The 20,116-nt window shown below is 59.5% G+C and carries 20 protein-coding genes and 3 tRNA genes; 11 read left to right on the top strand and 12 right to left on the bottom strand.

What is annotated here, in order from left to right; genetic code table 11:
- Positions 1–18: 18 nt before the first annotated feature.
- From AB5Y92_RS20000 to orn, 4 genes are all read right to left on the bottom strand, one after another.
- Positions 19–94 (bottom strand) — tRNA-Gly (locus AB5Y92_RS20000).
- Between the two features lie 33 nt (positions 95–127).
- A tRNA-Gly gene (locus AB5Y92_RS19995) sits at positions 128–203 on the bottom strand.
- 37 nt (positions 204–240) lie between these two features.
- Positions 241–316: transfer RNA gene (locus AB5Y92_RS19990), tRNA-Gly, on the bottom strand.
- A 178-nt stretch (positions 317–494) separates the two neighbouring features.
- Positions 495–1,040 (bottom strand): oligoribonuclease, encoded by a 546-nt coding sequence (orn, locus tag AB5Y92_RS19985; protein WP_124241374.1) that lies wholly within the window; start codon positions 1,038–1,040, stop codon positions 495–497.
- A gap of 91 nt (positions 1,041–1,131) precedes the next feature.
- On the opposite strand from orn, the gene rsgA reads away from it, so the two are divergent.
- From rsgA to AB5Y92_RS19960, 5 genes are read left to right on the top strand one after another with little or no spacing between them, the layout of a single operon-like run.
- Positions 1,132–2,166: a small ribosomal subunit biogenesis GTPase RsgA gene (gene rsgA, locus AB5Y92_RS19980; RefSeq protein WP_165791383.1), complete on the top strand. Its 1,035-nt coding sequence runs from the start codon at positions 1,132–1,134 to the stop codon at positions 2,164–2,166.
- Between the two features lie 28 nt (positions 2,167–2,194).
- Complete coding sequence (gene asd, locus AB5Y92_RS19975; RefSeq protein ID WP_026034874.1) at positions 2,195–3,067, top strand: archaetidylserine decarboxylase; 873 nt, start codon at positions 2,195–2,197, stop codon at positions 3,065–3,067.
- Positions 3,064–3,315 (top strand): VF530 family DNA-binding protein, encoded by a 252-nt coding sequence (locus AB5Y92_RS19970; protein ID WP_005341005.1) that lies wholly within the window; start codon positions 3,064–3,066, stop codon positions 3,313–3,315. Before asd ends, AB5Y92_RS19970 begins: the two co-directional genes overlap by 4 nt.
- 4 nt (positions 3,316–3,319) lie before the next feature.
- The gene (locus AB5Y92_RS19965) at positions 3,320–3,583 is read left to right on the top strand and encodes a DUF2960 domain-containing protein (protein ID WP_033114870.1); all 264 of its coding nucleotides are present in this window, start codon (positions 3,320–3,322) and stop codon (positions 3,581–3,583) included.
- A 2-nt stretch (positions 3,584–3,585) separates the two neighbouring features.
- Positions 3,586–3,975 carry a hypothetical protein gene (locus AB5Y92_RS19960; protein WP_368227453.1) on the top strand — a complete coding sequence of 130 codons (390 nt, stop codon included), beginning with the start codon at positions 3,586–3,588 and terminating at the stop codon, positions 3,973–3,975.
- An 86-nt stretch (positions 3,976–4,061) separates the two neighbouring features.
- Here the strand turns inward: AB5Y92_RS19960 and AB5Y92_RS19955 are convergent, their stop codons facing one another.
- From AB5Y92_RS19955 to gpt, 5 genes are all read right to left on the bottom strand, one after another.
- On the bottom strand, positions 4,062–5,315 hold the full coding sequence (locus AB5Y92_RS19955) for a glutamate-5-semialdehyde dehydrogenase (RefSeq protein ID WP_368227452.1): 1,254 nt from the start codon (positions 5,313–5,315) through the stop codon (positions 4,062–4,064).
- A 34-nt stretch (positions 5,316–5,349) separates the two neighbouring features.
- Entirely contained in the window at positions 5,350–6,453 is a 1,104-nt protein-coding gene (gene proB, locus AB5Y92_RS19950; RefSeq protein WP_033114873.1) for a glutamate 5-kinase, read from the bottom strand.
- 180 nt (positions 6,454–6,633) lie between these two features.
- Entirely contained in the window at positions 6,634–7,026 is a 393-nt protein-coding gene (crl, locus tag AB5Y92_RS19945) for a sigma factor-binding protein Crl (protein WP_005339003.1), read from the bottom strand.
- A gap of 62 nt (positions 7,027–7,088) precedes the next feature.
- A complete protein-coding gene (gene frsA / locus AB5Y92_RS19940) occupies positions 7,089–8,357 on the bottom strand; it encodes an esterase FrsA (protein ID WP_368227451.1) in 1,269 nt (422 codons plus the stop codon).
- A gap of 171 nt (positions 8,358–8,528) precedes the next feature.
- Positions 8,529–8,996: a xanthine phosphoribosyltransferase gene (gpt, locus tag AB5Y92_RS19935; RefSeq protein WP_005339007.1), complete on the bottom strand. Its 468-nt coding sequence runs from the start codon at positions 8,994–8,996 to the stop codon at positions 8,529–8,531.
- A gap of 946 nt (positions 8,997–9,942) precedes the next feature.
- On the opposite strand from gpt, the gene AB5Y92_RS19930 reads away from it, so the two are divergent.
- Positions 9,943–11,394 (top strand): aminoacyl-histidine dipeptidase, encoded by a 1,452-nt coding sequence (locus AB5Y92_RS19930; RefSeq protein ID WP_164537631.1) that lies wholly within the window; start codon positions 9,943–9,945, stop codon positions 11,392–11,394.
- A gap of 81 nt (positions 11,395–11,475) precedes the next feature.
- Here AB5Y92_RS19930 and djlA read toward each other — a convergent pair whose 3' ends face one another.
- Genes djlA through AB5Y92_RS19915 form a run of 3 tightly spaced genes read right to left on the bottom strand, consistent with a single transcriptional unit; the run spans position 11,476 to position 14,004 of the window.
- Positions 11,476–12,309, bottom strand: a complete 834-nt coding sequence (gene djlA, locus AB5Y92_RS19925) for a co-chaperone DjlA (RefSeq protein ID WP_005358354.1) — start codon at positions 12,307–12,309, stop codon at positions 11,476–11,478.
- A 19-nt stretch (positions 12,310–12,328) separates the two neighbouring features.
- Positions 12,329–12,997 carry an N-acetylmuramate alpha-1-phosphate uridylyltransferase MurU gene (gene murU / locus AB5Y92_RS19920; RefSeq protein ID WP_368227450.1) on the bottom strand — a complete coding sequence of 223 codons (669 nt, stop codon included), beginning with the start codon at positions 12,995–12,997 and terminating at the stop codon, positions 12,329–12,331.
- Positions 12,994–14,004 carry an aminoglycoside phosphotransferase family protein gene (locus AB5Y92_RS19915; RefSeq protein ID WP_368227449.1) on the bottom strand — a complete coding sequence of 337 codons (1,011 nt, stop codon included), beginning with the start codon at positions 14,002–14,004 and terminating at the stop codon, positions 12,994–12,996. The genes murU and AB5Y92_RS19915 overlap by 4 nt, the downstream gene beginning before the upstream one ends.
- A gap of 174 nt (positions 14,005–14,178) precedes the next feature.
- On the opposite strand from AB5Y92_RS19915, the gene lptD reads away from it, so the two are divergent.
- From lptD to apaG, 5 genes are read left to right on the top strand one after another with little or no spacing between them, the layout of a single operon-like run.
- Positions 14,179–16,623 carry an LPS assembly protein LptD gene (gene lptD, locus AB5Y92_RS19910; RefSeq protein WP_368227448.1) on the top strand — a complete coding sequence of 815 codons (2,445 nt, stop codon included), beginning with the start codon at positions 14,179–14,181 and terminating at the stop codon, positions 16,621–16,623.
- Between the two features lie 26 nt (positions 16,624–16,649).
- Positions 16,650–17,948, top strand: a complete 1,299-nt coding sequence (surA, locus tag AB5Y92_RS19905; RefSeq protein ID WP_005349338.1) for a peptidylprolyl isomerase SurA — start codon at positions 16,650–16,652, stop codon at positions 17,946–17,948.
- Positions 17,948–18,943, top strand: a complete 996-nt coding sequence (gene pdxA / locus AB5Y92_RS19900) for a 4-hydroxythreonine-4-phosphate dehydrogenase PdxA (RefSeq protein ID WP_368227447.1) — start codon at positions 17,948–17,950, stop codon at positions 18,941–18,943. Before surA ends, pdxA begins: the two co-directional genes overlap by 1 nt.
- Positions 18,933–19,745, top strand: a complete 813-nt coding sequence (gene rsmA / locus AB5Y92_RS19895) for a 16S rRNA (adenine(1518)-N(6)/adenine(1519)-N(6))-dimethyltransferase RsmA (RefSeq protein ID WP_127007893.1) — start codon at positions 18,933–18,935, stop codon at positions 19,743–19,745. Before pdxA ends, rsmA begins: the two co-directional genes overlap by 11 nt.
- 4 nt (positions 19,746–19,749) lie before the next feature.
- Positions 19,750–20,112: a Co2+/Mg2+ efflux protein ApaG gene (gene apaG / locus AB5Y92_RS19890; protein WP_127007891.1), complete on the top strand. Its 363-nt coding sequence runs from the start codon at positions 19,750–19,752 to the stop codon at positions 20,110–20,112.
- Positions 20,113–20,116 lie beyond the last annotated feature (4 nt).

Raw genomic sequence — 20,116 nt, 5'->3', positions numbered from 1 at the left:
TATCACTTACAAATTTTTTGGAGCGGGAAACGAGACTCGAACTCGCGACCCCGACCTTGGCAAGGTCGTGCTCTACCAACTGAGCTATTCCCGCAACAATTTGGTTGTCTTGAGGCTGGCTGATGATTGGAGCGGGAAACGAGACTCGAACTCGCGACCCCGACCTTGGCAAGGTCGTGCTCTACCAACTGAGCTATTCCCGCATCGGGCTGGTTTGCACCAGTGTCATCATCAGATTTTTGGAGCGGGAAACGAGACTCGAACTCGCGACCCCGACCTTGGCAAGGTCGTGCTCTACCAACTGAGCTATTCCCGCAACTACCTTAAAACAGGCCGTACAGCATTTGGTTGCTTGCGCTACTGTACGGGAGCCGAATTATAAGAGCAGTCATTCCAATTGCAAGGGCTTTTTTGTCTGGTTGCGCGCGTTCGCTCAAAAGCTGGCCGAACTGTCGATTTTAGCAGCCAGCGCATGACAAACCCTTGCCGGGGAATCAGATCTTGAAGACGTGGCTGCGATAGAACTGCAGCTCGGCGATGGATTCGCGGATGTCGTCCAGCGCTTGATGGGTGCCGCTCTTCTTGAACTGATCCAGCAGTTCCGGCTGCCAGCGGCGTACCAGCTCCTTGATGGTGCTGACGTCGACGTTGCGGTAGTGGAAGAAGGCTTCCAGATCGCTCATGTGCTTGACCATGAAGCGGCGATCCTGACCGATGCTGTTGCCGCACAACGGGCTGGTGCGCTCCGGAACCCACTGGCGAATGAACGCGAGGGTCTCGGCAACGGCTTTCGCCTCGTCATGCTGGCTCGCCTTGACCCGGGCCACCAGACCGCTCTTGGTATGGGTGTTGACGTTCCACTCGTCCATCTTGGCCAGCTCTTCGTCGCTCTGGTGGATGGCAATAACCGGCCCTTCGGCCAGCACGTTCAGGTCCTTGTCGGTGACGATGGTGGCAATCTCCAGTACCACGTTCTCTTCGGGGTCGAGGCCCGTCATCTCCATGTCGATCCATACCAGGTTCTGCGCGCTGACTGTCATGATTACTCTCTCTGTTGGGAGGAATGGCGGAATTTTGCCAATTTGCATGTATCATACTGGCTTTGGATCTGTTCATAAACTGGCGAATCGAGTGGCAAAGAAAGCAAAACTCAATCTGGGTCAACAAAGACGCGTCCAGGCCAACCGCGAGCGTCGGCTGCAAAAAGAGCACACCACAGAGGTGGATGACACCCTGTTTGGCCCGGCCATCGAAGGGGTGGTGATCAGCCGTTTCGGTCAGCACGCGGACGTGGAAGCGAGCGATGGCACCATCCACCGCAGCAACCTGCGGCGCAGCAGCATCAGCAGTCTGGTGTGCGGCGACAAGGTGGTGTGGCGTCCCGGCCTTAATGCCGCCATCGCCGGCGTCATCGAGGCGGTGCATCCGCGCCACTCGGTACTGACCCGGCCGGACTTCTACGATGGGGTCAAACCCATCGCCGCCAACATCGACCAGATCATCATCGTCTCGGCGGTGATGCCCGAGTTCTCCACCAACATCGTCGACCGCTATCTGGTGGCCGCCGAGGATGTGGAGATCCGCCCCCTCATCGTGCTGAACAAGGTCGATATGCTTGATGATGTGGCCCGCGCGCGCATCGAACGCCAGCTCGAAACCTACCGCAAACTCAATTACGAGGTATTGCTGGTGAGCTGCGAGAGCGGTGAAGGGCTCGATGAGCTGAAAGCCAAGCTCACCGACAAGATCAGCATCTTCGTCGGCCAGTCCGGGGTGGGCAAATCCTCGCTCACCAATGCCCTGATGCCTGGGCTGGATGTGCTCACCGGCGAGATCTCCGAAAACTCGGGGCTCGGCCAGCACACCACCACCACGGCGCGGCTCTACCACTTCCCGAGCGGTGGCGATCTCATCGACTCCCCCGGGATCCGCGAGTTCGCCCTCTGGCATCTGGAAGCCGACCGCATCACCTGGTGCTTCGTCGAATTTCGCGACTATCTGGGTGGCTGCAAGTTCCGCGACTGTACCCACAAGGACGATCCCGGCTGTGCCCTGCGCGCCGCGGTCGACGCGGGCGCCATCAGCGCCGATCGCTTCCACAACTATCACCGCATCCTGGAAACCATGCAGGAAGCCCGTCACGGTCGCCAACAGGCGCGCCTGTGACCCTGTTTAACCTACGTTGATGATGAACATGAGCATTACTGACAACCTGAAAATTGCCGGTCAATACTGTCTGCCCAAGCACGCCCTCTCCCGTCTGATTGGCAAGTTTGCCGCCGCCGAAGCGGGCAACATCACCACCAAGGTGATCGAGGCTTTTATCAAGCAGTACCAGGTCGACATGAGCGAGGCGCTGCACGAGAGCCCGGCCCACTACAAGAGCTTCAACGAGTTCTTCACCCGCGAGCTCAAGCCCGGTATCCGCCCCGTGGTAGAAGATGCCATGACCCTGGCGCTGCCGGTCGATGGCACCGTCAGCCAGCTCGGCCCGATCCAGCAGGGTCGCATCATTCAGGCCAAGGGCCACGACTACAGTGCTCGCGAGCTGCTGGGCGGCTATGAGGATCTGGTAGCGCCGTTCAAGGATGGCGACTTCGCCACCATCTATCTGGCGCCCAAGGATTACCACCGCATCCACATGCCGCTGGATGGCGTGCTGGAGAGCATGGTGTTCGTGCCGGGGGATCTCTTCTCCGTCAACCCGCTCACCGCCGAGAATGTGCCGAACCTGTTTGCCCGCAACGAGCGGGTGGTGGCCACCTTCCGCACTCCGCACGGCCCCATGGCGCTGGTGCTGGTTGGTGCCACTATCGTGGCCAGCATCGAGACCATCTGGGCTGGCAACATTGCGCCGACTAAAGAGAAAAAGGTGGTGCGCTGGGACTACACCGGCGACGAGGCCATTACCCTGCAAAAAGGTGCCGAGATGGGTCTGTTCAAACTGGGCAGTACTGTCGTCTGCCTGTTTGGCCCGGGCATGCTGGCCGGTTTCGAACCGCATCTGGCCAACGGGGTCACTACCCGCATGGGTCAGCCCTTTGCCAAGCTGGCGGAGCAGGCATGAGCGAGCAACCGAACGCCTCGCAGAAGAACAACCCGCTGCACGGGCTGACGCTGGAAGCCATCGTCACCGCGCTGGTCGAACACTACGGCTGGGAAGAGCTGGGGCAGCAGATCAATATCCGCTGCTTCACCCATGAGCCCAGCGTCAAATCCAGCCTGAAGTTCTTGCGCAAGACCCCATGGGCCCGGGAGAAGGTCGAGAGCCTCTACCTCTACGTTCAGCGCAAGCAAGCCAAATCAAAGGAATAACGCGATGGCGTTCAAGATTACCTACACCTACAAGAAGCAGGCCAAAACGATCGGCTATGCCAACGACAAGTTCAACAGCATCTATGATGCGGTTGCCGCTGCCGAAGGGATCGATCTCGCCAGCTTTCACGCCATGGAGGCTCAGCTGGCTCAGGTGTGCCGGCGCGACAAGAAGAGCGTGAAGGATTACCGGGAGAACTACTTCAAAGAGCTGGGGTTCTCCAATATCGTCATTGAACGGGACAACCTCGAAGAGGATCAGAAGTAACCATGCGAACCTTGACTCTGATGGCCGCCTCTCTGCTGCTGGCGGCATGCAGTACACCGGAACAACATCTGGTTGGCAGCGATCGCGACAGCCACGGCTGCATCGGCAGTGCGGGCTATCAGTGGTCAGCGCTGACCGGCAAATGCGTGCGTCTGTTCGAGCAGGGCATCCGGCTCAATCCGACCGATGCCAGCCAGACCAGCAGCGCGTTCGTGCTGTTCAATACCGATCAGAGCAAGGCCGAGCTGACCCTGCCCACCGGCGAGCAGCACCAGCTTGCCCGTCAGGGCATGGAAGGTAACTGGTCGTGGCAGGGCTGCGGTTACACCCTCTTCCCCTGGAAGGGCTATGTGCTCAAATCCGGTGACAAGGTCCTCTATCAGGGGGAGTAACCCGAGCGCCTGATATCTTCCCGATATCCGCCAAATAAAATGCCGACCCAAGTGGTCGGCATTTTTGTATGTGAAACAGACTGTTATCAGGCGCGGCTAAGGTAATCGGCCTGCCCCACCCACTTGTAGCTGGTAAGCTCGGTCAGCCCCATGGGGCCGCGAGCGTGCAGCATCTGGGTCGACACCGCCACCTCGGCCCCCAGCCCAAACTGGCCACCATCGGTGAAACGGGTGGAGGCGTTGACATAGACCGCCGCCGAACCGGCCCCATTGACGAAACGCTCGGCGTTGGCCAGATCGTTGGTCAGGATGGCATCGGAGTGACCGGCGTTGTGCTCGCGCATATGGGCCAGTGCCTCGTTCACATCCGCCACCAACTTGACCCCCAGGGTCAGCCCCAGCCACTCGGTATCGAAATCCTCCGGCCCCGCCTCGCACAGGTTGTCGGCACCCGCCAGCAGCGTCATGGCGTTGGCCGCGGCGACCAGCGTCACCTTGCGCTCGTTCATCAGAGCGACCAGCTGCGGCAGGAAGGTGGCGGCCACCTTTTCGTGTACCAGCAGGGTATCGAGGGCGTTGCAGGCGGAGGGGCGCTGCACCTTGGCGTTGTCGATAACCGACAGAGAGCGCACCAGATCGGCACTCTCGTCGACGAAGATGTGGCTGATGCCAAACCCGCCGATGATGACCGGAATCGAGCTGTTCTCCTTGCACATCTTGTGCAGGCCGGCACCGCCACGGGGGATGATCATGTCCACGTAACGATCGAGGCGCAGCAGCTCGGCCACCAGCGCCCGATCCGGGTTGTCGATGTACTGTACTGCTGCCTCGGGCAGGCCGGAGGCCGCCAGCGCATGCTGGATAACCCGCACCAGCTCAAGATTGGAGTGGAAGGTCTCGCGCCCGCCACGCAATATGCTGGCGTTGCCGGTCTTGAGGCAGAGGCTGGCGATGTCGATGGTGACGTTGGGACGCGCCTCGTAGATGACGCCGATAACCCCGATGGGCACCCGACGACGGGAGAGACGCAGGCCATTCTCCAGCACCCGGCTATCCATTTCGGCGCCGACCGGATCGTCCAGCGTGATCACCTTACGCACATCTGCCACGATACCGGCCAGCCGGGCCGGATTGAGCAGCAGGCGATCCAGCATGGCTTCTGACAAGCCAGCCTCACGCCCTGCCGCGATATCCTTGTCGTTGGCCGCGAGGATCTGCTCACTGCGCGCCTCCAGCTCGTCGGCGATGGCTGCCAGCGCCCGATTCTTCTGCGCCGTGCTGATGGTAGCCAGCTGATAGGCGGCTTCACGGGCCGCCTGCCCCATTTTCTCCAGACTCATCTCGGTTCCCTTTGTTCATGCCGTGCCGCCCTGATTAGAGCAGCACCATATCGTCTCGATGGATGGCTACTGAACCATATCCATAGCCCAGTACCTGCTCAATCTGATCCGAGTGGACGCCGCGCAGCTTATCCAGCTCCAGATGGTCGTAACGGCAGATGCCGCGGGCCAACTCGGCGCCCTTGGGATCAAGAATTCGCACCACATCGCCTCGAATAAAGTCGCCCTTGACCGCGACAATCCCCTTGGGCAGCAGGCTGGAGCCTTTTTCCTTCATGGCGGCGACAGCCCCCTGATCCACATGGACTTCGCCGTGAGGGGGCGGGCCTGCCAGGATCCAGCTCTTGCGCCCTTCCAGCGGGGAGGCCAGCGCCGGGAACAGGGTGCCAATCCGCTCGCCCTTGGCGAGACGGCCGATCACCTCCGGCATCTGGCCGGTCGCGATCACCACGTTGACACCAGCGCGGCGCGCCACATCGGCGGCCTGCAGCTTGGTAGCCATGCCGCCGGTGCCGAGGCCGCTGACACTGTCACCCGCCAGCGAGCGCAGGGTATCGTCGATGGTCTGCACCTCTTCAATAAGCTGGGCGTCGGGATTGGTGCGCGGATCGGCAGTAAAGAGCCCCTTCTGATCGGTCAGCAGGATCAGCAGATCCGCATCCGCCAGAATGGCGGCCCGTGCGGAGAGGTTGTCGTTGTCGCCCACCTTGATCTCGGCGGTCGCCACCGCGTCGTTTTCGTTGATGACCGGAATAATGCGGTGATCAAGCAGGGTGCGCATGGTATCGCGGGCGTTGAGGTAGCGCTCCCGATCTTCCAGATCGGCGCGGGTCAGCAGCATCTGGCCGATATGCAGACCGTAGAGGTTGAACAGATCCTGCCATACCCGAATAAGCTGGGTCTGACCAACCGCCGCCAGCATCTGCTTGTTGGGCAGGGTTGGCGCCAGTGGCGGGTGGCCCAGATGTTCACGCCCGGCGGCGATAGCTCCTGATGTGACAACCACGACCCGATGGCCGTGACGGTGCAAGGCCGCACACTGTCTGACCAGCTCGACCATATGGGCACGATTGAGCTGGGAAGACCCCCCTGTGAGCACGCTGGTGCCCAACTTGACAACTATGGTTCTGTTTTCCATGGGAGCATAAAGGCTAAAAAGTAAGGAATATCTTTATACCCACGGCCATGGAGCCCTGCAAGGCAATTAACGCCGGGGGTGAGGAGATGAAGCAAAGGCCCGGATAATTGCGGTCGGAAGGGGAGATGGCTGACTGATGGCCCGGCAAACAGCGGGATGCTGATCACCGGGCATCAGGGATCAAGCTGCGGTCACGGTCAACTCATTGGTGACCTGATCCGCTGGCGCTAACTGACACTCCAGAGCCGTCAGTTTGTCGCTGATGAGCTTGTAGAAACGGTTGAGGGTCCGCTCCACTTCTACCTGGTGCTTCTTGGGGATCGGCTTGTCCAGCCACTCGCCATCAGCATTGTAGAAACCGAGCTGATAGTGGTAACGGAAATGGTGATCGTCCTGCTCCAGCACCAGCCACCAGCCCCAGAACTCCCGTTTGTCCGGCGCCGGCTTGGCGCTGACACAGACCGACAGGCAGTCGAAACGATAACGCCCCTCTTCGCAGAGATCTTCGCGCAAATAGGGGCCAATGGCAGCAAACTGCCTCAGCAGTCGCTTGTAGGTCACTCTTTCAGACATGTTAACCTCCCTGTTAAACAAGCCGCGCCACCTCGGGATGGCGTCAGTTCTTTAGCGCAATGTCAGGTACACAGATGCTGTTTCAGCCACTCGACGATTTCGTCCAGTGCCTTGTCATACACCTCCAGCAAGGGCTGCTTGTCGAATACGATGGCCTTGCCGTTACGACTGGCCGCCGCCAATGCCCGTACATCCTGCTCGGGACAAATAAAATCTCGCTTGTGTCCAATACTCAATATCGGCACAGAGGTGCGAGTCCCCAGTAATCCTTGTGTTTTAAGTGAAAATACCTGGCACTTGGTGCGCATGGTATCCCACTCGGCCGCATCGGCCCCCAACCGGTTGGCCAGACTGTCCCGCATCATGCGCGGACACTTGGCAAACAGCTCCTGATTGGTAAACACCTGATTGACCCCGGCGCCGACACAAACCACGGTGCGCAGCTTGAAGGGTTCGATAAAGGCCAGTCTGGCTGCGATATTGCCTGCCAGACGCATTCCCACCATGGCGATACGCTGATGATCGACCCAGGCCACTTCGGAAAGGTAATGGAGCACCGCCTGATGAAGGCGGCTGGTATCCTGCACCAGCGGCCAATGCTCGGCATAGCCAACCCCGGGCATATCGAGGGAGAGCATGCCGATGCCGTTGGGCTCGAGCCGCTTGAGATAGAAGTTGAGGAAATCAAGCTGCAGGGAGTCGATCCCCCCGCTGATGATCACCAGCGGCACCGGCTTGTCGGTGGCCGGCAGGTGGAGATAGCCCTGAATATGCTTGCCGCGAAATGGCACCTGGATCTCTTTGAGCGGCACCTTGAACAGGCGACCCGCCTCGCGATAGGCCATGTTACCGAGCAGCTGGGCCTGATCCGCCAGCTCGTCATCCTTGAGATGGGGATAGCTGGCGATGGAGTAGTAGCGCACCGCCTTGAGCAGCTGTTTCAAGGCGCCAGAAGGATCACCCTTCTCGCGCAGTTCGCGGCCCTGCTTGAAATAGTTGCCAGCCACCTGGCTCCACTCGTAGATCCAGTTGCCGGGCACATAGCCCTTGATGGTATCGAGATAGCAGTCATGGGTACGCTCGCCGGTCGCCATGGCGATACGGGCCAGAGTCTGCTCCACTTCGATGGGATCAGCCCCCTGCCAGGTCCAGGAGGGGCGGCGCAGCAGGCGATACCAGCTCTTTGACATGGAGCCGTCAATAAACATCTCGTCTGACTCGGCCTCGGCCAGTTCGGCAGGGCTGGAGTTGGAGATCTCGGAAGTTTCCAATACCTTCTTGACCCGGGTGAACAGTTTTTCGGTCAGATTAAGGTCGTCGTTCAAGTCCAAGATAATGTCTCTTTCAATCAGGCAATGGTTCATCTTAACCACTTTTACTGCCCGTCAGCCACCCCGCAACAGATTGATACACAAAAAAACAGGGCTCCAAATTGGAGCCCTGTGAAACCATTATTGCCGGTTGCGACCAATGGACGCAGCGAGCGTCACATCCCGATCCCGTTACTTTTCGTCGCAGATCGGTGTGGCGAACTCCAGTGCCATATCCCACGGCTGTTCGATCCAGGTATCCTGCGGGATCGCCACTTCGAAATCATCCAGCAGCGCTTCGCCCATCGGCTTGGCGAAGATCGCGATGAACTTGGCTTTCGGGTAGAGCTCGCGGATCGCCTTGGCAGTAGTGCCGGTGTCCACCAGATCTTCCACCACCAGCCAGCCTTCGCCGTCACCGGCGGTGGTGGCAGCCTTCACGACCACCAGCTCGCGCTGGCTGTCATGGTCATAGCTGGAGATGCAGAGGGTTTCCACATTACGAATGCCAAGTTCACGGGCCATCAGGGCTGCGGGCACCAGACCACCACGGCTGACCGCGATGATACCTTTCCACTGGCTGACAGGCAGCTGACGACGAGCCAGACGGCGAGCTTCACGTTGCAGGTTGTCCCACGACACATAGAACTTTTTCGGCATGTTATCGATCTCGAATAGTTATTTAAAAACAATCACTTAAAATAAAACACCCGCAATTCTCCCTGCGGATGCCAGTAAATGGCGGCCCTTGCCCGACTGAATTCAGATTGCACTTCGGCTGCCTCAGGGCTAAGCCTCGGCAGCAAATCTGATAACAATGGAAGCAAGATGGGCTTATCCGGCGATCGGTTAGATGATGTGTCCAAACCGCGGACAGGCTGTTGGGCCGATATGATAGCACCGTTTGCAGAGAAAATGCCTGGCAAACGTATGCCAAAAACAGGAAAAATCGGCATCCCCCTCTCCATTCGGCACATCTCGAGCGCCAAACGACCAACCTGCCGTCCCTGCTGCCGAGTCCAAATGGGCCGTGCGGCAAATCGCAGATAAAAAAATAGCAGGGGGAGGATTTACCTCACGCACCTGCTGCTTTCTCGCCTCTGCCTGGTTGGGCAGCTCGTCTTAGCGACGAGTGACGAAGGGATTAGGGTAGCTGAAACCCTGGGTATACAAAGAGGGGGCAAACCAATAGGTTGAGTTGCTGCCTGGCATATTGAAACTCCTGATTGCTTAACAAGTTACGTACCTTTAATGCGGGCTCAAATCCTTGAACGAACACTCGGTTCCATGGAGGCGCACTTGCTTTGCTTCGGTTCCCTGGAGGCTTTCATCGTCATCCTGACGGGTGGCGAACCACGGGAGCTAATTTACCAGTCGGTGCGTTAAATTCAATATTTTTGTGAGATCGGTCACACATTTTCTTTTCTATCGGTCAACGTTGTCCGAACCTGACGATCGTACTGCCTGGTTGCCATCAGCCAGCACAAGCTGCCTGCGATTTGCGCTGATTGCTCACATTTTTGTGTGATTGACTGTATTATCGTTATCCTCTTCCCCGGCCCGCTGATGGGGCCCTGTTAATTCCGTGCTGGTAAGGAGTCCCGACGTGGCACAGCTTAGCTCTCTCTCTCCCAAACTGATTTGGCATTTCTTCGAACAGATCTGCTCCATTCCCCACCCTTCCAAACATGAAGCCAAACTGAGCGCCTGGATCATCCAATGGGCTCAAGGGGAAGGTCTGGCGGTCAAGCAGGACAAGGTCGGCAACATCATCATCAAGAAACCGGCCACCCCGGGGATGGAAAACCGCAAAGCCGTGGTACTGCAGGCCCACATCGACATGGTGCCGCAGGCCAACGCCGACACCAAACACGACTTCGCGACCGACCCCATCGATGCCTATGTCGATGGCGAGTGGGTCACTGCCCGTGGCACTACCCTGGGTGCCGACAACGGCATCGGCATGGCCGGTTGCCTGGCCGTACTGGCTGACAAGACCATCAAGCACGGTCCGCTGGAAGTGCTGCTGACCACAGACGAAGAGACCGGTATGACCGGCGCCTTCGGTCTGGAAGCGGGCTGGCTGGAGGGCGAAATTCTGCTCAACACCGACTCCGAAGAGGATGGCGAAGTCTATATGGGCTGCGCTGGCGGTGTGGATGCCAATATCCGCTTCCCGCTCGAGCTGGTTGACGCCAGCGAAGGCGAAGCGTTCGAGCTGGCGGTCAAAGGGCTGCGTGGCGGCCACTCAGGTTGCGATATCCATCGCGGCCGTGGCAACGCCAACAAGCTGCTGGTGCGTCTGCTCAAAGCAGCCGAGCCGCTGGGTGTTCGTCTGGCCGAGATCCACGGCGGCACCCTGCGTAACGCCATCCCGCGCGAAGCCCGTGCCACCCTGCTGGTGCCTGCTGCCAGCGTAAACGAGTTCAAGGCGCTGGTTGACCGCTACACCGGGATCTACCAGACCGAATTGGCCGCCACCGAGCCGAACCTGACCGTGCTGGTTAACAGCGCCGCCAAACCGGCCAAGTTGATGAGCGTCTCTCTGCAGCAGCGCCTGCTGGATGCCCTGATGGCCTGCCCGAACGGCGTGATGCGCATGAGCGATGCCATGCCCGGCGTGACCGAAACCTCTACCAACCTGGGGGTCATCAAGACTCAGGATGGCGAAGTGTACGTCCAGTGCCTGATCCGCTCCCTGATTGACTCCGGCCGCGAGAGCATCGAGCAGATGACCCGCTCCCTGTTCACCCTGGCAGGCGCCAGCTGCGAATTCACCGGTGCCTACCCGGGTTGGGCGCCGAACGTCGACTCCCCCGTCATGGCGCTGGTACGCAATAGCTACCAAACCCTGTTCGGCACCATGCCCAACGTCATGGTGATCCACGCCGGTCTCGAGTGCGGTCTGTTCAAGAGCGCCTATCCGGATTGGGACATGGTCTCCTTTGGCCCGACCATCCGCGGTGCCCACTCCCCTGACGAGAAGGTACATATCCTGGCAGTCGAGCGTTTCTGGCAACTGCTGGTGCACGTGCTGGAAGCGATTCCGGCCAAATAACCCAACCTGCGCCACACGGCAAAACAAAGCCCCGCACTACTGCGGGGCTTTTTGTTGTCTGTTCCAACCTGACGTTGGCGCTTACCGGATGCCGCGGGCCTCGCGGATCCACTCCCAGGCTTGCTGGATCTCCTGGGTCTTCTCCTTGGCCATCTCCATCATCTCCGGCGGCAATCCCTTGGCGGCCAGCTTGTCAGGGTGATGCTTGCTCATCTCCTTGCGGTAGGCACGCTTGATATCCTGATCGCTGTCGCTCTCGCTCACCCCCAGCAACTGGTAGGCATTCTTGAGGCGATCCGCAGAGGGTGCCGCCTGCCGATACTGCTGGCCACCGGAATGGCCTCCCTGATACTGGCCATGAGCCTGATTGAAGAAGTTCATCTGCGCTTCGGCCATCGCCAGAATGCGGGCTAACTCGATGCGGCTGAAGCCCAGCTCGTCGGCAATGGTGTGCAGAATGGCGCGCTCGCCCTCCTCTACCCGACCATCTGCAAAGGCCGCCTGCAGTTGTACCTCGAGGAAGAAGCGCAGAATGTCGCGCTGCCCCAGACTGGCACGGCGGAACTCGGCCAGGGTTTCGCGCAGCGGGAAGTCGGCCTCTTTACCGAGACGAAACGACTCCTGAGCCCGGGCACGCTGTTCACCCGCCAGCCGCATCCGATCCATCAGGTTGGAGGCAACCCGGATCTCCTGCTCGGTCACCTGACCGCTGGACTTGGCTATGTGACCCATCACCGAGAAGGTGGCGTGGAAGAAGACGGCTTGCTGCTCCTGACTCGGGCCGCGACGAAATGCCCCCTGTAACCCCATGCCACGGTCGAAACGGTGGCCGATCCAGAGGCCAATCAGGGCACCAATGATATTGCCGAGCAGAAAACCGAAGAAGGCGCCCAGCACCTTACCCCAAATACGCATGGTTCAAGACCTCTTGAAGTTAATGAGTGCGGGCCTGGAGCTGGTCATCCAGCTCGCGCAGTCGATCGACCGTGCCGATATCGCGCCACTCGCCAGCGAGCAGGCTGCCGCCCACCCGCCCTTGCGCCATCCAGTCACGGAGCAGGGGCGCTAGTTTGCGGGCGCCGCCCGCGAGACCGGCAAAGGCCGCCGGATCATATAGTCCGACCCCGCTGAAGGTAAACGCTGACGTATCCACAACTCGCCCTCCTTGCAGGGCAAAGTCCCCGCTCGGGTGCTGGGGCGGATTGGGCACCAGCCAAAGGTGGGCCAAATCATCGCCAAGGGGCTGGCTGACCAGAGTGTGATAATCGAGATCGAGCCAGGTATCGCCGTTGATCACCAGAAAAGGGTCTGCGCCCAACAGCGGCAGCGCCTGCACTATGCCGCCCGCGGTCTCCAGTGCGCTCTCCTCGGCTGACCAGTGGATGGTCACCCCAAGCGCACGGCCATCACCAAGGCTCTCGACCAGCTTGTGGCCGAGCCAAGCGTGGTTGATGACCAACTCGGTCACGCCGGCGGCTTTGAGTTTTTCGATGTGATGAACGATGAGCGGCTTGCCCCCCACCGCCAGCAGCGGCTTGGGCAGCAGGTCAGTCAGCGGGCGCATCCGCTCGCCACGGCCAGCGGCCAGGATCATCGCCTTCATGATTTAACTCCAGCATTGGCGATCCCCGGCAACACCACCCGCTCCAGCCACTGACCAAAACGGGCCAATACCGGATAGGCGCTACCGTGAGTGCGACAGACATCCACCACATAGCCGAGGGTACGGGGAATATCCTTGAGATAGCCGGACTTGCCGTCGCGATGATAGAGCCGGGTAAAGATTCCGGCAGCTTTGAGGTGGCGCTGCATGCCGGTCAGGTCGGCATCGCGGCGGAAACTGGCGTAGTCGCGCTCGCCAAGCAGACCCGCCTGTTGCAGGGTGGCAAAGCCGTGGCACATCCCTTCATCGATCACCTCGTCCGGCCAGCGCACGTAGCAATCTTTCAGCAGGGAAACCAGATCATAAGTGAGCGGCCCGATGACCATATCCTGAAAATCGATGATGGCCAGCCGGCTGCTCTCGGGGGTATCCCCGCCACACACCATCAGGTTGCGACTGTGAAAATCTCTATGCATCACCCCCTGCGGCTGGGCCAGATTGCAGGCGGTGAGACAAGCAAAGGTCTCGTCCAGCAGTTGCTGCTCTTCATGGCTCAGAGTCAGTTGCAGATGATGGCCAAGCAGCCACTCAGGGAAAATGCTGTTCTCCCGCGCCATAAATGCCGCATCGAAGGGTTCAAGCGCCAGTTCAACCGCCCCCAGGCGGGGCAGCAAATCAATCGCCTTGCCATACCAGGCCAGCACGTTGTGCTCGTTCAGGCAGCTGATCAGCTGGGTATCACCCAGGTCGCTGACCGCCAGCAGACCCTGTTCGTAGTCCACCGCCTTGACCTCTGGCGCCAACAGCTGACGCGCCTGCAAGGCGGCCGCGTTACGAACAAACTCATGATTTTTTTCGGTTTTCGGATTGGCATCCACCCACACAAGACCACCACCACGAGAGTAGCGGCGGAAGCTGGCATCACCGGAAATGAGGGTAAGCGTGAGAGTGGCATCACCGGAAATACGGCGTGCCCACTGCAATAGCAGGGAATCGCGATCGTGCATAAGTAGAGGACCAAGGTGGAAAGCAGCACTTGGCTGTTAGCCCTGGCCGCAATAATGCTTTATCATTGCCGGCTAACATAAAGCAATGACATGCAATGTCAACTCGATGAAACCTGTCGTAAAATGCATGCCTTGGATCAACCGTATCTATCACGGATTGCACGAGTCTTTCACATGACAAAATGGACACTGGGGTACCGCTATCCCATCGCCCTGACTATCAGCCTGGCCCCCGCACTCACCCCTATGATGGTGCAGGCGGCCCCGTTCGAAGCGCCGCCAGCCACCGGCATTCTAGATAGTCTCTGCTATGACTATGTTCCCAAGATAGAGAAGCCTGCATCGGCTCAGGATGCCAACGCGCAGCCGGTCGAGGTTGATGCCGACCGTCTCGAGGCCAAACAGGGCGGCACCGCCGTCTATGAAGGTGACGTCAAGGTTCGTCAGGGTGTTCGCAAGTTTGACTCCGACTATGCCCAACTCGACCAGAAGAGCCGGGATGTCATCGCCATCGGCAACATCTATTACAACGACGGTCAGGTGACCGTCACCAGCGACAAGACCCTCAAATCCAATCTGGACACCAAGAACTCCGAACTGGAAGAGGGCAAGTATCAGGTGCATGGCTCACCAGTGCGCGGCTTTGCCAAGCGCGTGGTGATGACCAACAACAACCAGAACATCACCATGGAGGGGGCCCAGTACACCACCTGCCCCCCCGGTCAGGAAGTGTGGACCCTCAAGGCGGGCAGTATCGACATCGACCAGAAAGAGGTGTTCGGCGAAGCTTGGAACGCCAGCCTCTGGCTCTATGACTACCCGGTGTTCTACTTCCCCTATATCAACTTCCCCATCAAGGATGAGCGGAAGACCGGTCTGCTTTACCCGGGTTACAAGCAGAGCTCCAGCAACGGCATGGATATCACCCAGCCCTTCTACTGGAACATTGCCCCTAACTATGATGCCACCATCACCTCCCGTTTTATGGATAAACGCGGCCTGATGGAACAGGTGGAGTTCCGCTACATGCCGGACCCCGCCCACACCGGCACCCTCTATTTTGAAAATCTGGCGGATGACAAGCAGTACAGCCCGAGCAATCCGAGTCTGGCTGGCCTGTCCGATGGCCATCGCTACCTGATGAACATCCGTCACGGTTCCGCCCTGATGGATGGCAGCCTGCGTTTTGGTATCGACTACACCCAGGTGCGCGACAAGGATTACAACTATTTCAACGACTTCAGCCCGCAAGTGGGCACTCAGGTCGACAGCCAGTTGCAGCAATCCTTTACCGCCGGCTACTACCAGCCTAACTGGAACCTCACCTCCGAGGTGCGCCGCTACCAGATCCTGAGTCCATATGCGCTGCTGCCCCACGAGATGCTGCCGCGTATCGACTACAACTACTATCAGCAAGGCAAGTGGTTCGATCTGGCCTGGAACAGTGAACTGACCAAGTTTGGCTATGACAGTGGCAGTGCCGCCACTCTGCAAGCAGGTGAGCGCTATACCGCCACCCGCCTGCATCTGGCGCCAACCCTGACCGTGCCCTTGGTGGATGCACCAGGTTACTACCTGACCAGTCAGTACAAGCTGATGTTTACCTCCTACAACCAGGAGGTACCCGATAATCTGGTTAACCAGGACCGCAGCCGCTTCACCGATGCAGACAGCAAACAACTGACCCTGAAAGAGGGCGCCATTACCCGTACTCTGCCCTCCTTCCGCCTCAAGGGGGGCGTCAACTTCGATCGGCCACTCGACTGGTATGATGGCAAGGGCACCCAGACCCTGGAACCCGAGTTCCAGTACCTCTATATCCCTTACAAAAATCAGGACGAGATCGGGATCTACGACTCCACCACCACCCGTCAGGACTACTACAGCCTGTTCAGTGACCGCCGCTTTGCCGGTCTCGACCGCATCAGCGATGCCAATCGGGTCACCGTTGGCCTGACCAGCCGGGTCTATGACAATGTGGGTGATGAACGGTTGCGTCTGGCGGTGGCCCAGGCCTTCGAAATGACACCACCCAAGGTGCGCCTCTACCCTTCAAATCCGGAAAGTACCAACGCACGCTCCCTGCTCTCGTTTGAGGGGGATGCCCGGATCACCGATGAGTGGTTTGCCCATGCGGGGACCCAGTACGATACCTCCGAGGGTGAATTTACGGCTGGCAACGGTGCAGTCGAGTACCGGACCGGCAAGCTGACCACTCAGGTCAACTACCGCTACATCAAGGATGGCAACCTGGACTATCGCTATCCGACCAACACGGCACTGGCAGAAGATCTGAGCCAGGCGGGTCTGGTAATGATGGCGCCGATCGCCGATCAGTGGCAGATGTATGGCGGTTACTACCGTGACATCAAGCAGGATGTGAACATTGACCGCAAGATCGGTGTCAAATACGACTCCTGCTGCTGGAGCATCAACATGAGCCTGGAGTGGCACAATCAGCCGGACAACGTCACCCTGAAGCCCACTTCGGAAAAAGTCATTGGTCTGCAGTTTGAAATGAAGGGACTTGGCAGCGTGGGTACCGGTGGCCGCAGCGTCACACTGGATACCGAGCTGTTGCCCTATGTTCGCCCGTTTAATCTGAAAGGCCAGCAATGATGCTGGTCCAGCCTTGAGAGATGGATATGAAAAAGACCCTGATTGCCCTGCTGACCGCGGGAATGTTCGGTGCCATGAGCCAGGCCGCACTGGCTGCGCCCGAGCTGATGGACAAGGTGCTGGCCGTGGTCAACAAGGACGTGGTGCTGTCCAGCCAACAGGACGCACTGGTCAACAAGGTAAAACTCTCCGCTCAGGAGAGCGGCCAGTCCCTGCCTGACGATGCCACCCTGCGCAAACAGGCGCTGGATCGGCTGATCCAGGAGAGCCTGCAGCTGCAACTGGCGGAGCGCCAGGGGCTGAAGATCAGCGACACCCAGCTGGAACAGGCTATTCAGGGCATCGCTGCCGACAACAAGATGACCCTGGATCAGCTGCGGGCCCAGCTCGCCCGTGAAGGGATGACCTATGCCCAGTATCGGGAAGAGGTTCGCCGCGAGATCCTGATGAACGAGGTGCGCCGCAACCAGGTGCGCCGCCGTATCAACATCTCCGAGCAAGAGGTGAAGCAGGTGGTGGAGATCCTGAAGAAACAGGGTCAACAGCAGAACGAATACCACGTCGGCCATATCCAGATTGCCCTGCCGGACAACCCCACTGCCGCCCAGCTGGATGCAGCAAAGAGCAAGATCGAGCGCATTCTGGCCGCCCTCAAGCAAGGTGCCGACTTCCGCAAACTGGCCATTGCCGAGAGTAACGGTCCCAAGGCGCTGGAAGGGGGCGACTGGGGCTGGATGAGCCCGCAAGAGATGCCGACCCTGATGGCGGAAGCGGTACAGGGTGCCAAGAAGGGCGACATCGTCGGCCCGCTGCGCTCCGGTGCCGGCCTGCACATCGTCAAGGTGTTCGACACCAAGGGTCAGCAGCAAGTGATGCAGACCGAGGTGAAGGCCCGTCATATCCTGATCAAGCCCTCCATCATCTTGAGCGAAGAGAAAGCCAAGGGGATGCTGGACGGCATTCTGCACGACATCAAGAGCGGCAAGGCAAGCTTCGCCAGCATGGCGGAGAAGTACTCCGAAGATCCGGGCTCTGCGGTGCAGGGTGGCGAACTGGGCTGGTCTGATCCCAACGTCTATGTCCCCGAGTTCCGCGACATGGTCAACCGTCTGCAACCAGGCCAGATCAGTGCCCCGTTCCGTACCAGCCACGGCTGGCACATCGTGCAGGTGGAAGATCGCCGCAGCCAGGATGCGACCGACAAAGCTCAGGAGCAGCGCGCCTACCAGCTGATCTACAATCGCCGCTTCGTGGAAGAGTCCCAAGCGTGGCTGGATGAGCTGCGTGACGAGGCCTACATCCAGATCGAAGGAGCCGGTAGCTGATGAGCTGCCGTCGCCTTGCCGTTACCCCGGGCGAACCGGCCGGGATCGGCCCGGACTTAGTGCTGCAGATTGCCCAGCAGGATTGGCCCCACCAGTTGGTGGTGATCGCCGATCCGGCGCTGCTGCGCGAGCGGGCAGCTCAGCTTGGGCTCAGCATCGAGCTTGAGCCCTACGATGCCGCCACCCCTGCCCGCCCCCAGCGGGCGGGCACCCTGACCGTCTGTCCGGTCACCCTCGGCGCCCCCGTGGTGCCGGGCGAGCTGAACGAAGGCAATGGCGCCTATGTGCTAGCGACCCTGCAGCGTGCCTGCGATGGCAACATGAGCGGCGAATTTGCCGCCGTGGTGACCGGGCCGGTGCACAAGGGGATCATCAACCAGGCCGGGGTCTCGTTCAGCGGCCACACCGAGTTCTTTGCCCAACAATCCAACACTGCCGATGTGGTAATGATGCTGGCAACCGAGGGGCTGCGGGTCGCACTGGCGACTACCCATATTCCGCTGGCCTATGTAGCGATGGCCATCACCGAAGATCGCCTCGGCAAGGTGATCCGGATCCTCAACGAGGATCTCGCCACCAAGTTTGGTATCGCCAAACCCCGTATTTACGTCTGCGGCCTCAACCCCCACGCCGGGGAAGGTGGCCATCTCGGACGTGAAGAGATTGACGTGATCGAACCCGCCCTGGTCACCCTGCGCCAGGAAGGGATCGATCTGGTCGGCCCATTGCCGGCCGACACCCTGTTCCAGGAGAAATACCTCAAGGATGCGGATGCGGTACTCGCCATGTACCACGACCAGGGGCTGCCTGTGCTCAAATACAAGGGCTTCGGCAGTTCGGTCAATATCACCCTGGGGCTTCCCTTCATCCGCACTTCGGTGGATCACGGCACCGCGCTGGATCTGGCAGGCAAGGGCCTGGCCGATCCGGGCAGCCTTGTCACCGCGATTAACCACGCCATCAAGATGGTAGAGAAAAAAAGATATGAGCAGTAAGGTGCACATGGGCCACACGGCCCGTAAGCGTTTCGGTCAGAACTTCTTGCACGACCGGTATGTGATCGATCAGATCGTCGCCGCCATCAACCCGCAGCCGGGTCAGAATCTGGTGGAGATCGGTCCGGGTCTGGCCGCGCTGACCGAGCCAGTCGCCGCCCAGATGGACAAAATGACCGTGGTCGAGCTTGACCGGGACCTGGCAGCTCGCCTGCGCGAGCACCCGACCCTCAAAGACAAGTTGACCGTCATCGAAGCGGACGCCATGCGTTTCGACTTCGGCACCCTGATGGGTGAAGGCAAGGGGCCGCTGCGCATCTTCGGCAACCTGCCCTACAACATCTCCACCCCGCTCATCTTCCACCTGTGCGAGTTCGCTGATCGGGTAGAGGACATGCACTTCATGCTGCAAAAGGAAGTGGTGTTGCGTCTGGCCGCAGGCCCGGGCAGCAAGGCTTATGGCCGCCTGAGCGTGATGACCCAGTACTACTGCCAGGTGGTGCCGGTACTGGAAGTGGGCCCGGGCGCCTTCAAACCGGCGCCAAAGGTGGACTCGGCCGTAGTTCGCCTGATCCCGCACAAGAATCCGACCATAGTCGCGAAAGACATTCGCTGTCTGAATCGCGTCTGTACCGAGGGCTTTGGCCAGCGTCGCAAGACCATCCGCAACAGCTTCTCCAACTTCATCACCGACGCCCAGCTGACCGAGCTTGGTATCGATGGCAACCTGCGCCCGGAGAATCTCTCCCTCGAGCAGTTTGTCATGATCGCCAACTGGCTGGCAGATCAGCCAAAGGCCTGATCCGGTGGCACTCCCGCACATCGTTGTCCGCCCATACCCCTCGTATGTGGCGGATAGCAAAGACCCTTACCAGTTTCACTATCTGATCGAGATTGAGAATCTGGGGCCCGGCCCGGTGCAACTGCTGCATCGGCGCTGGCTCATCACCGATGCCAATGGCAAGATGCTGGAAGTGGCAGGCTCGGGCGTGGTCGGGGAACAACCCGTCATTGCCGAAGGTGAGACCTACCGCTACCAGAGCGGCGTGCCGCTGGCGACCCCGCTTGGGGTGATGGAAGGGAGCTATACCCTGCAAGATGGCTCTGGTCAGCAGTTCGAGGCGCCTATCGCCCCCTTCACGCTGGCCATCCCCAATATTATCAACTGAGGTT

It is taken from the genome of Aeromonas sp. R1-1, assembly GCF_040908495.1.
GTDB classification, from domain to species: Bacteria; Pseudomonadota; Gammaproteobacteria; order Enterobacterales; family Aeromonadaceae; genus Aeromonas; species Aeromonas veronii.
The sequence above is the reverse complement of the archived record's forward strand: the minus strand, read 5'-3'. Positions and strand labels throughout refer to the sequence as shown.

Bases quoted from the DNA above. Each gene is read 5' to 3' on its own strand.
- orn (WP_124241374.1), bottom strand. From the start codon at position 1,040: ATGACAGTCAGCGCGCAGAACCTGGTATGGATCGACATGGAGATGACG.
- asd (WP_026034874.1), top strand. From the start codon at position 2,195: ATGAGCATTACTGACAACCTGAAAATTGCCGGTCAATACTGTCTGCCC.
- AB5Y92_RS19970 (WP_005341005.1), top strand. From the start codon at position 3,064: ATGAGCGAGCAACCGAACGCCTCGCAGAAGAACAACCCGCTGCACGGG.
- AB5Y92_RS19965 (WP_033114870.1), top strand. From the start codon at position 3,320: ATGGCGTTCAAGATTACCTACACCTACAAGAAGCAGGCCAAAACGATC.
- AB5Y92_RS19960 (WP_368227453.1), top strand. From the start codon at position 3,586: ATGCGAACCTTGACTCTGATGGCCGCCTCTCTGCTGCTGGCGGCATGC.
- AB5Y92_RS19955 (WP_368227452.1), bottom strand. From the start codon at position 5,315: ATGAGTCTGGAGAAAATGGGGCAGGCGGCCCGTGAAGCCGCCTATCAG.
- proB (WP_033114873.1), bottom strand. From the start codon at position 6,453: ATGGAAAACAGAACCATAGTTGTCAAGTTGGGCACCAGCGTGCTCACA.
- crl (WP_005339003.1), bottom strand. From the start codon at position 7,026: ATGTCTGAAAGAGTGACCTACAAGCGACTGCTGAGGCAGTTTGCTGCC.
- gpt (WP_005339007.1), bottom strand. From the start codon at position 8,996: ATGCCGAAAAAGTTCTATGTGTCGTGGGACAACCTGCAACGTGAAGCT.
- djlA (WP_005358354.1), bottom strand. From the start codon at position 12,309: ATGCGTATTTGGGGTAAGGTGCTGGGCGCCTTCTTCGGTTTTCTGCTC.
- murU (WP_368227450.1), bottom strand. From the start codon at position 12,997: ATGAAGGCGATGATCCTGGCCGCTGGCCGTGGCGAGCGGATGCGCCCG.
- AB5Y92_RS19915 (WP_368227449.1), bottom strand. From the start codon at position 14,004: ATGCACGATCGCGATTCCCTGCTATTGCAGTGGGCACGCCGTATTTCC.
- lptD (WP_368227448.1), top strand. From the start codon at position 14,179: ATGACAAAATGGACACTGGGGTACCGCTATCCCATCGCCCTGACTATC.
- surA (WP_005349338.1), top strand. From the start codon at position 16,650: ATGAAAAAGACCCTGATTGCCCTGCTGACCGCGGGAATGTTCGGTGCC.
- pdxA (WP_368227447.1), top strand. From the start codon at position 17,948: ATGAGCTGCCGTCGCCTTGCCGTTACCCCGGGCGAACCGGCCGGGATC.
- rsmA (WP_127007893.1), top strand. From the start codon at position 18,933: ATGAGCAGTAAGGTGCACATGGGCCACACGGCCCGTAAGCGTTTCGGT.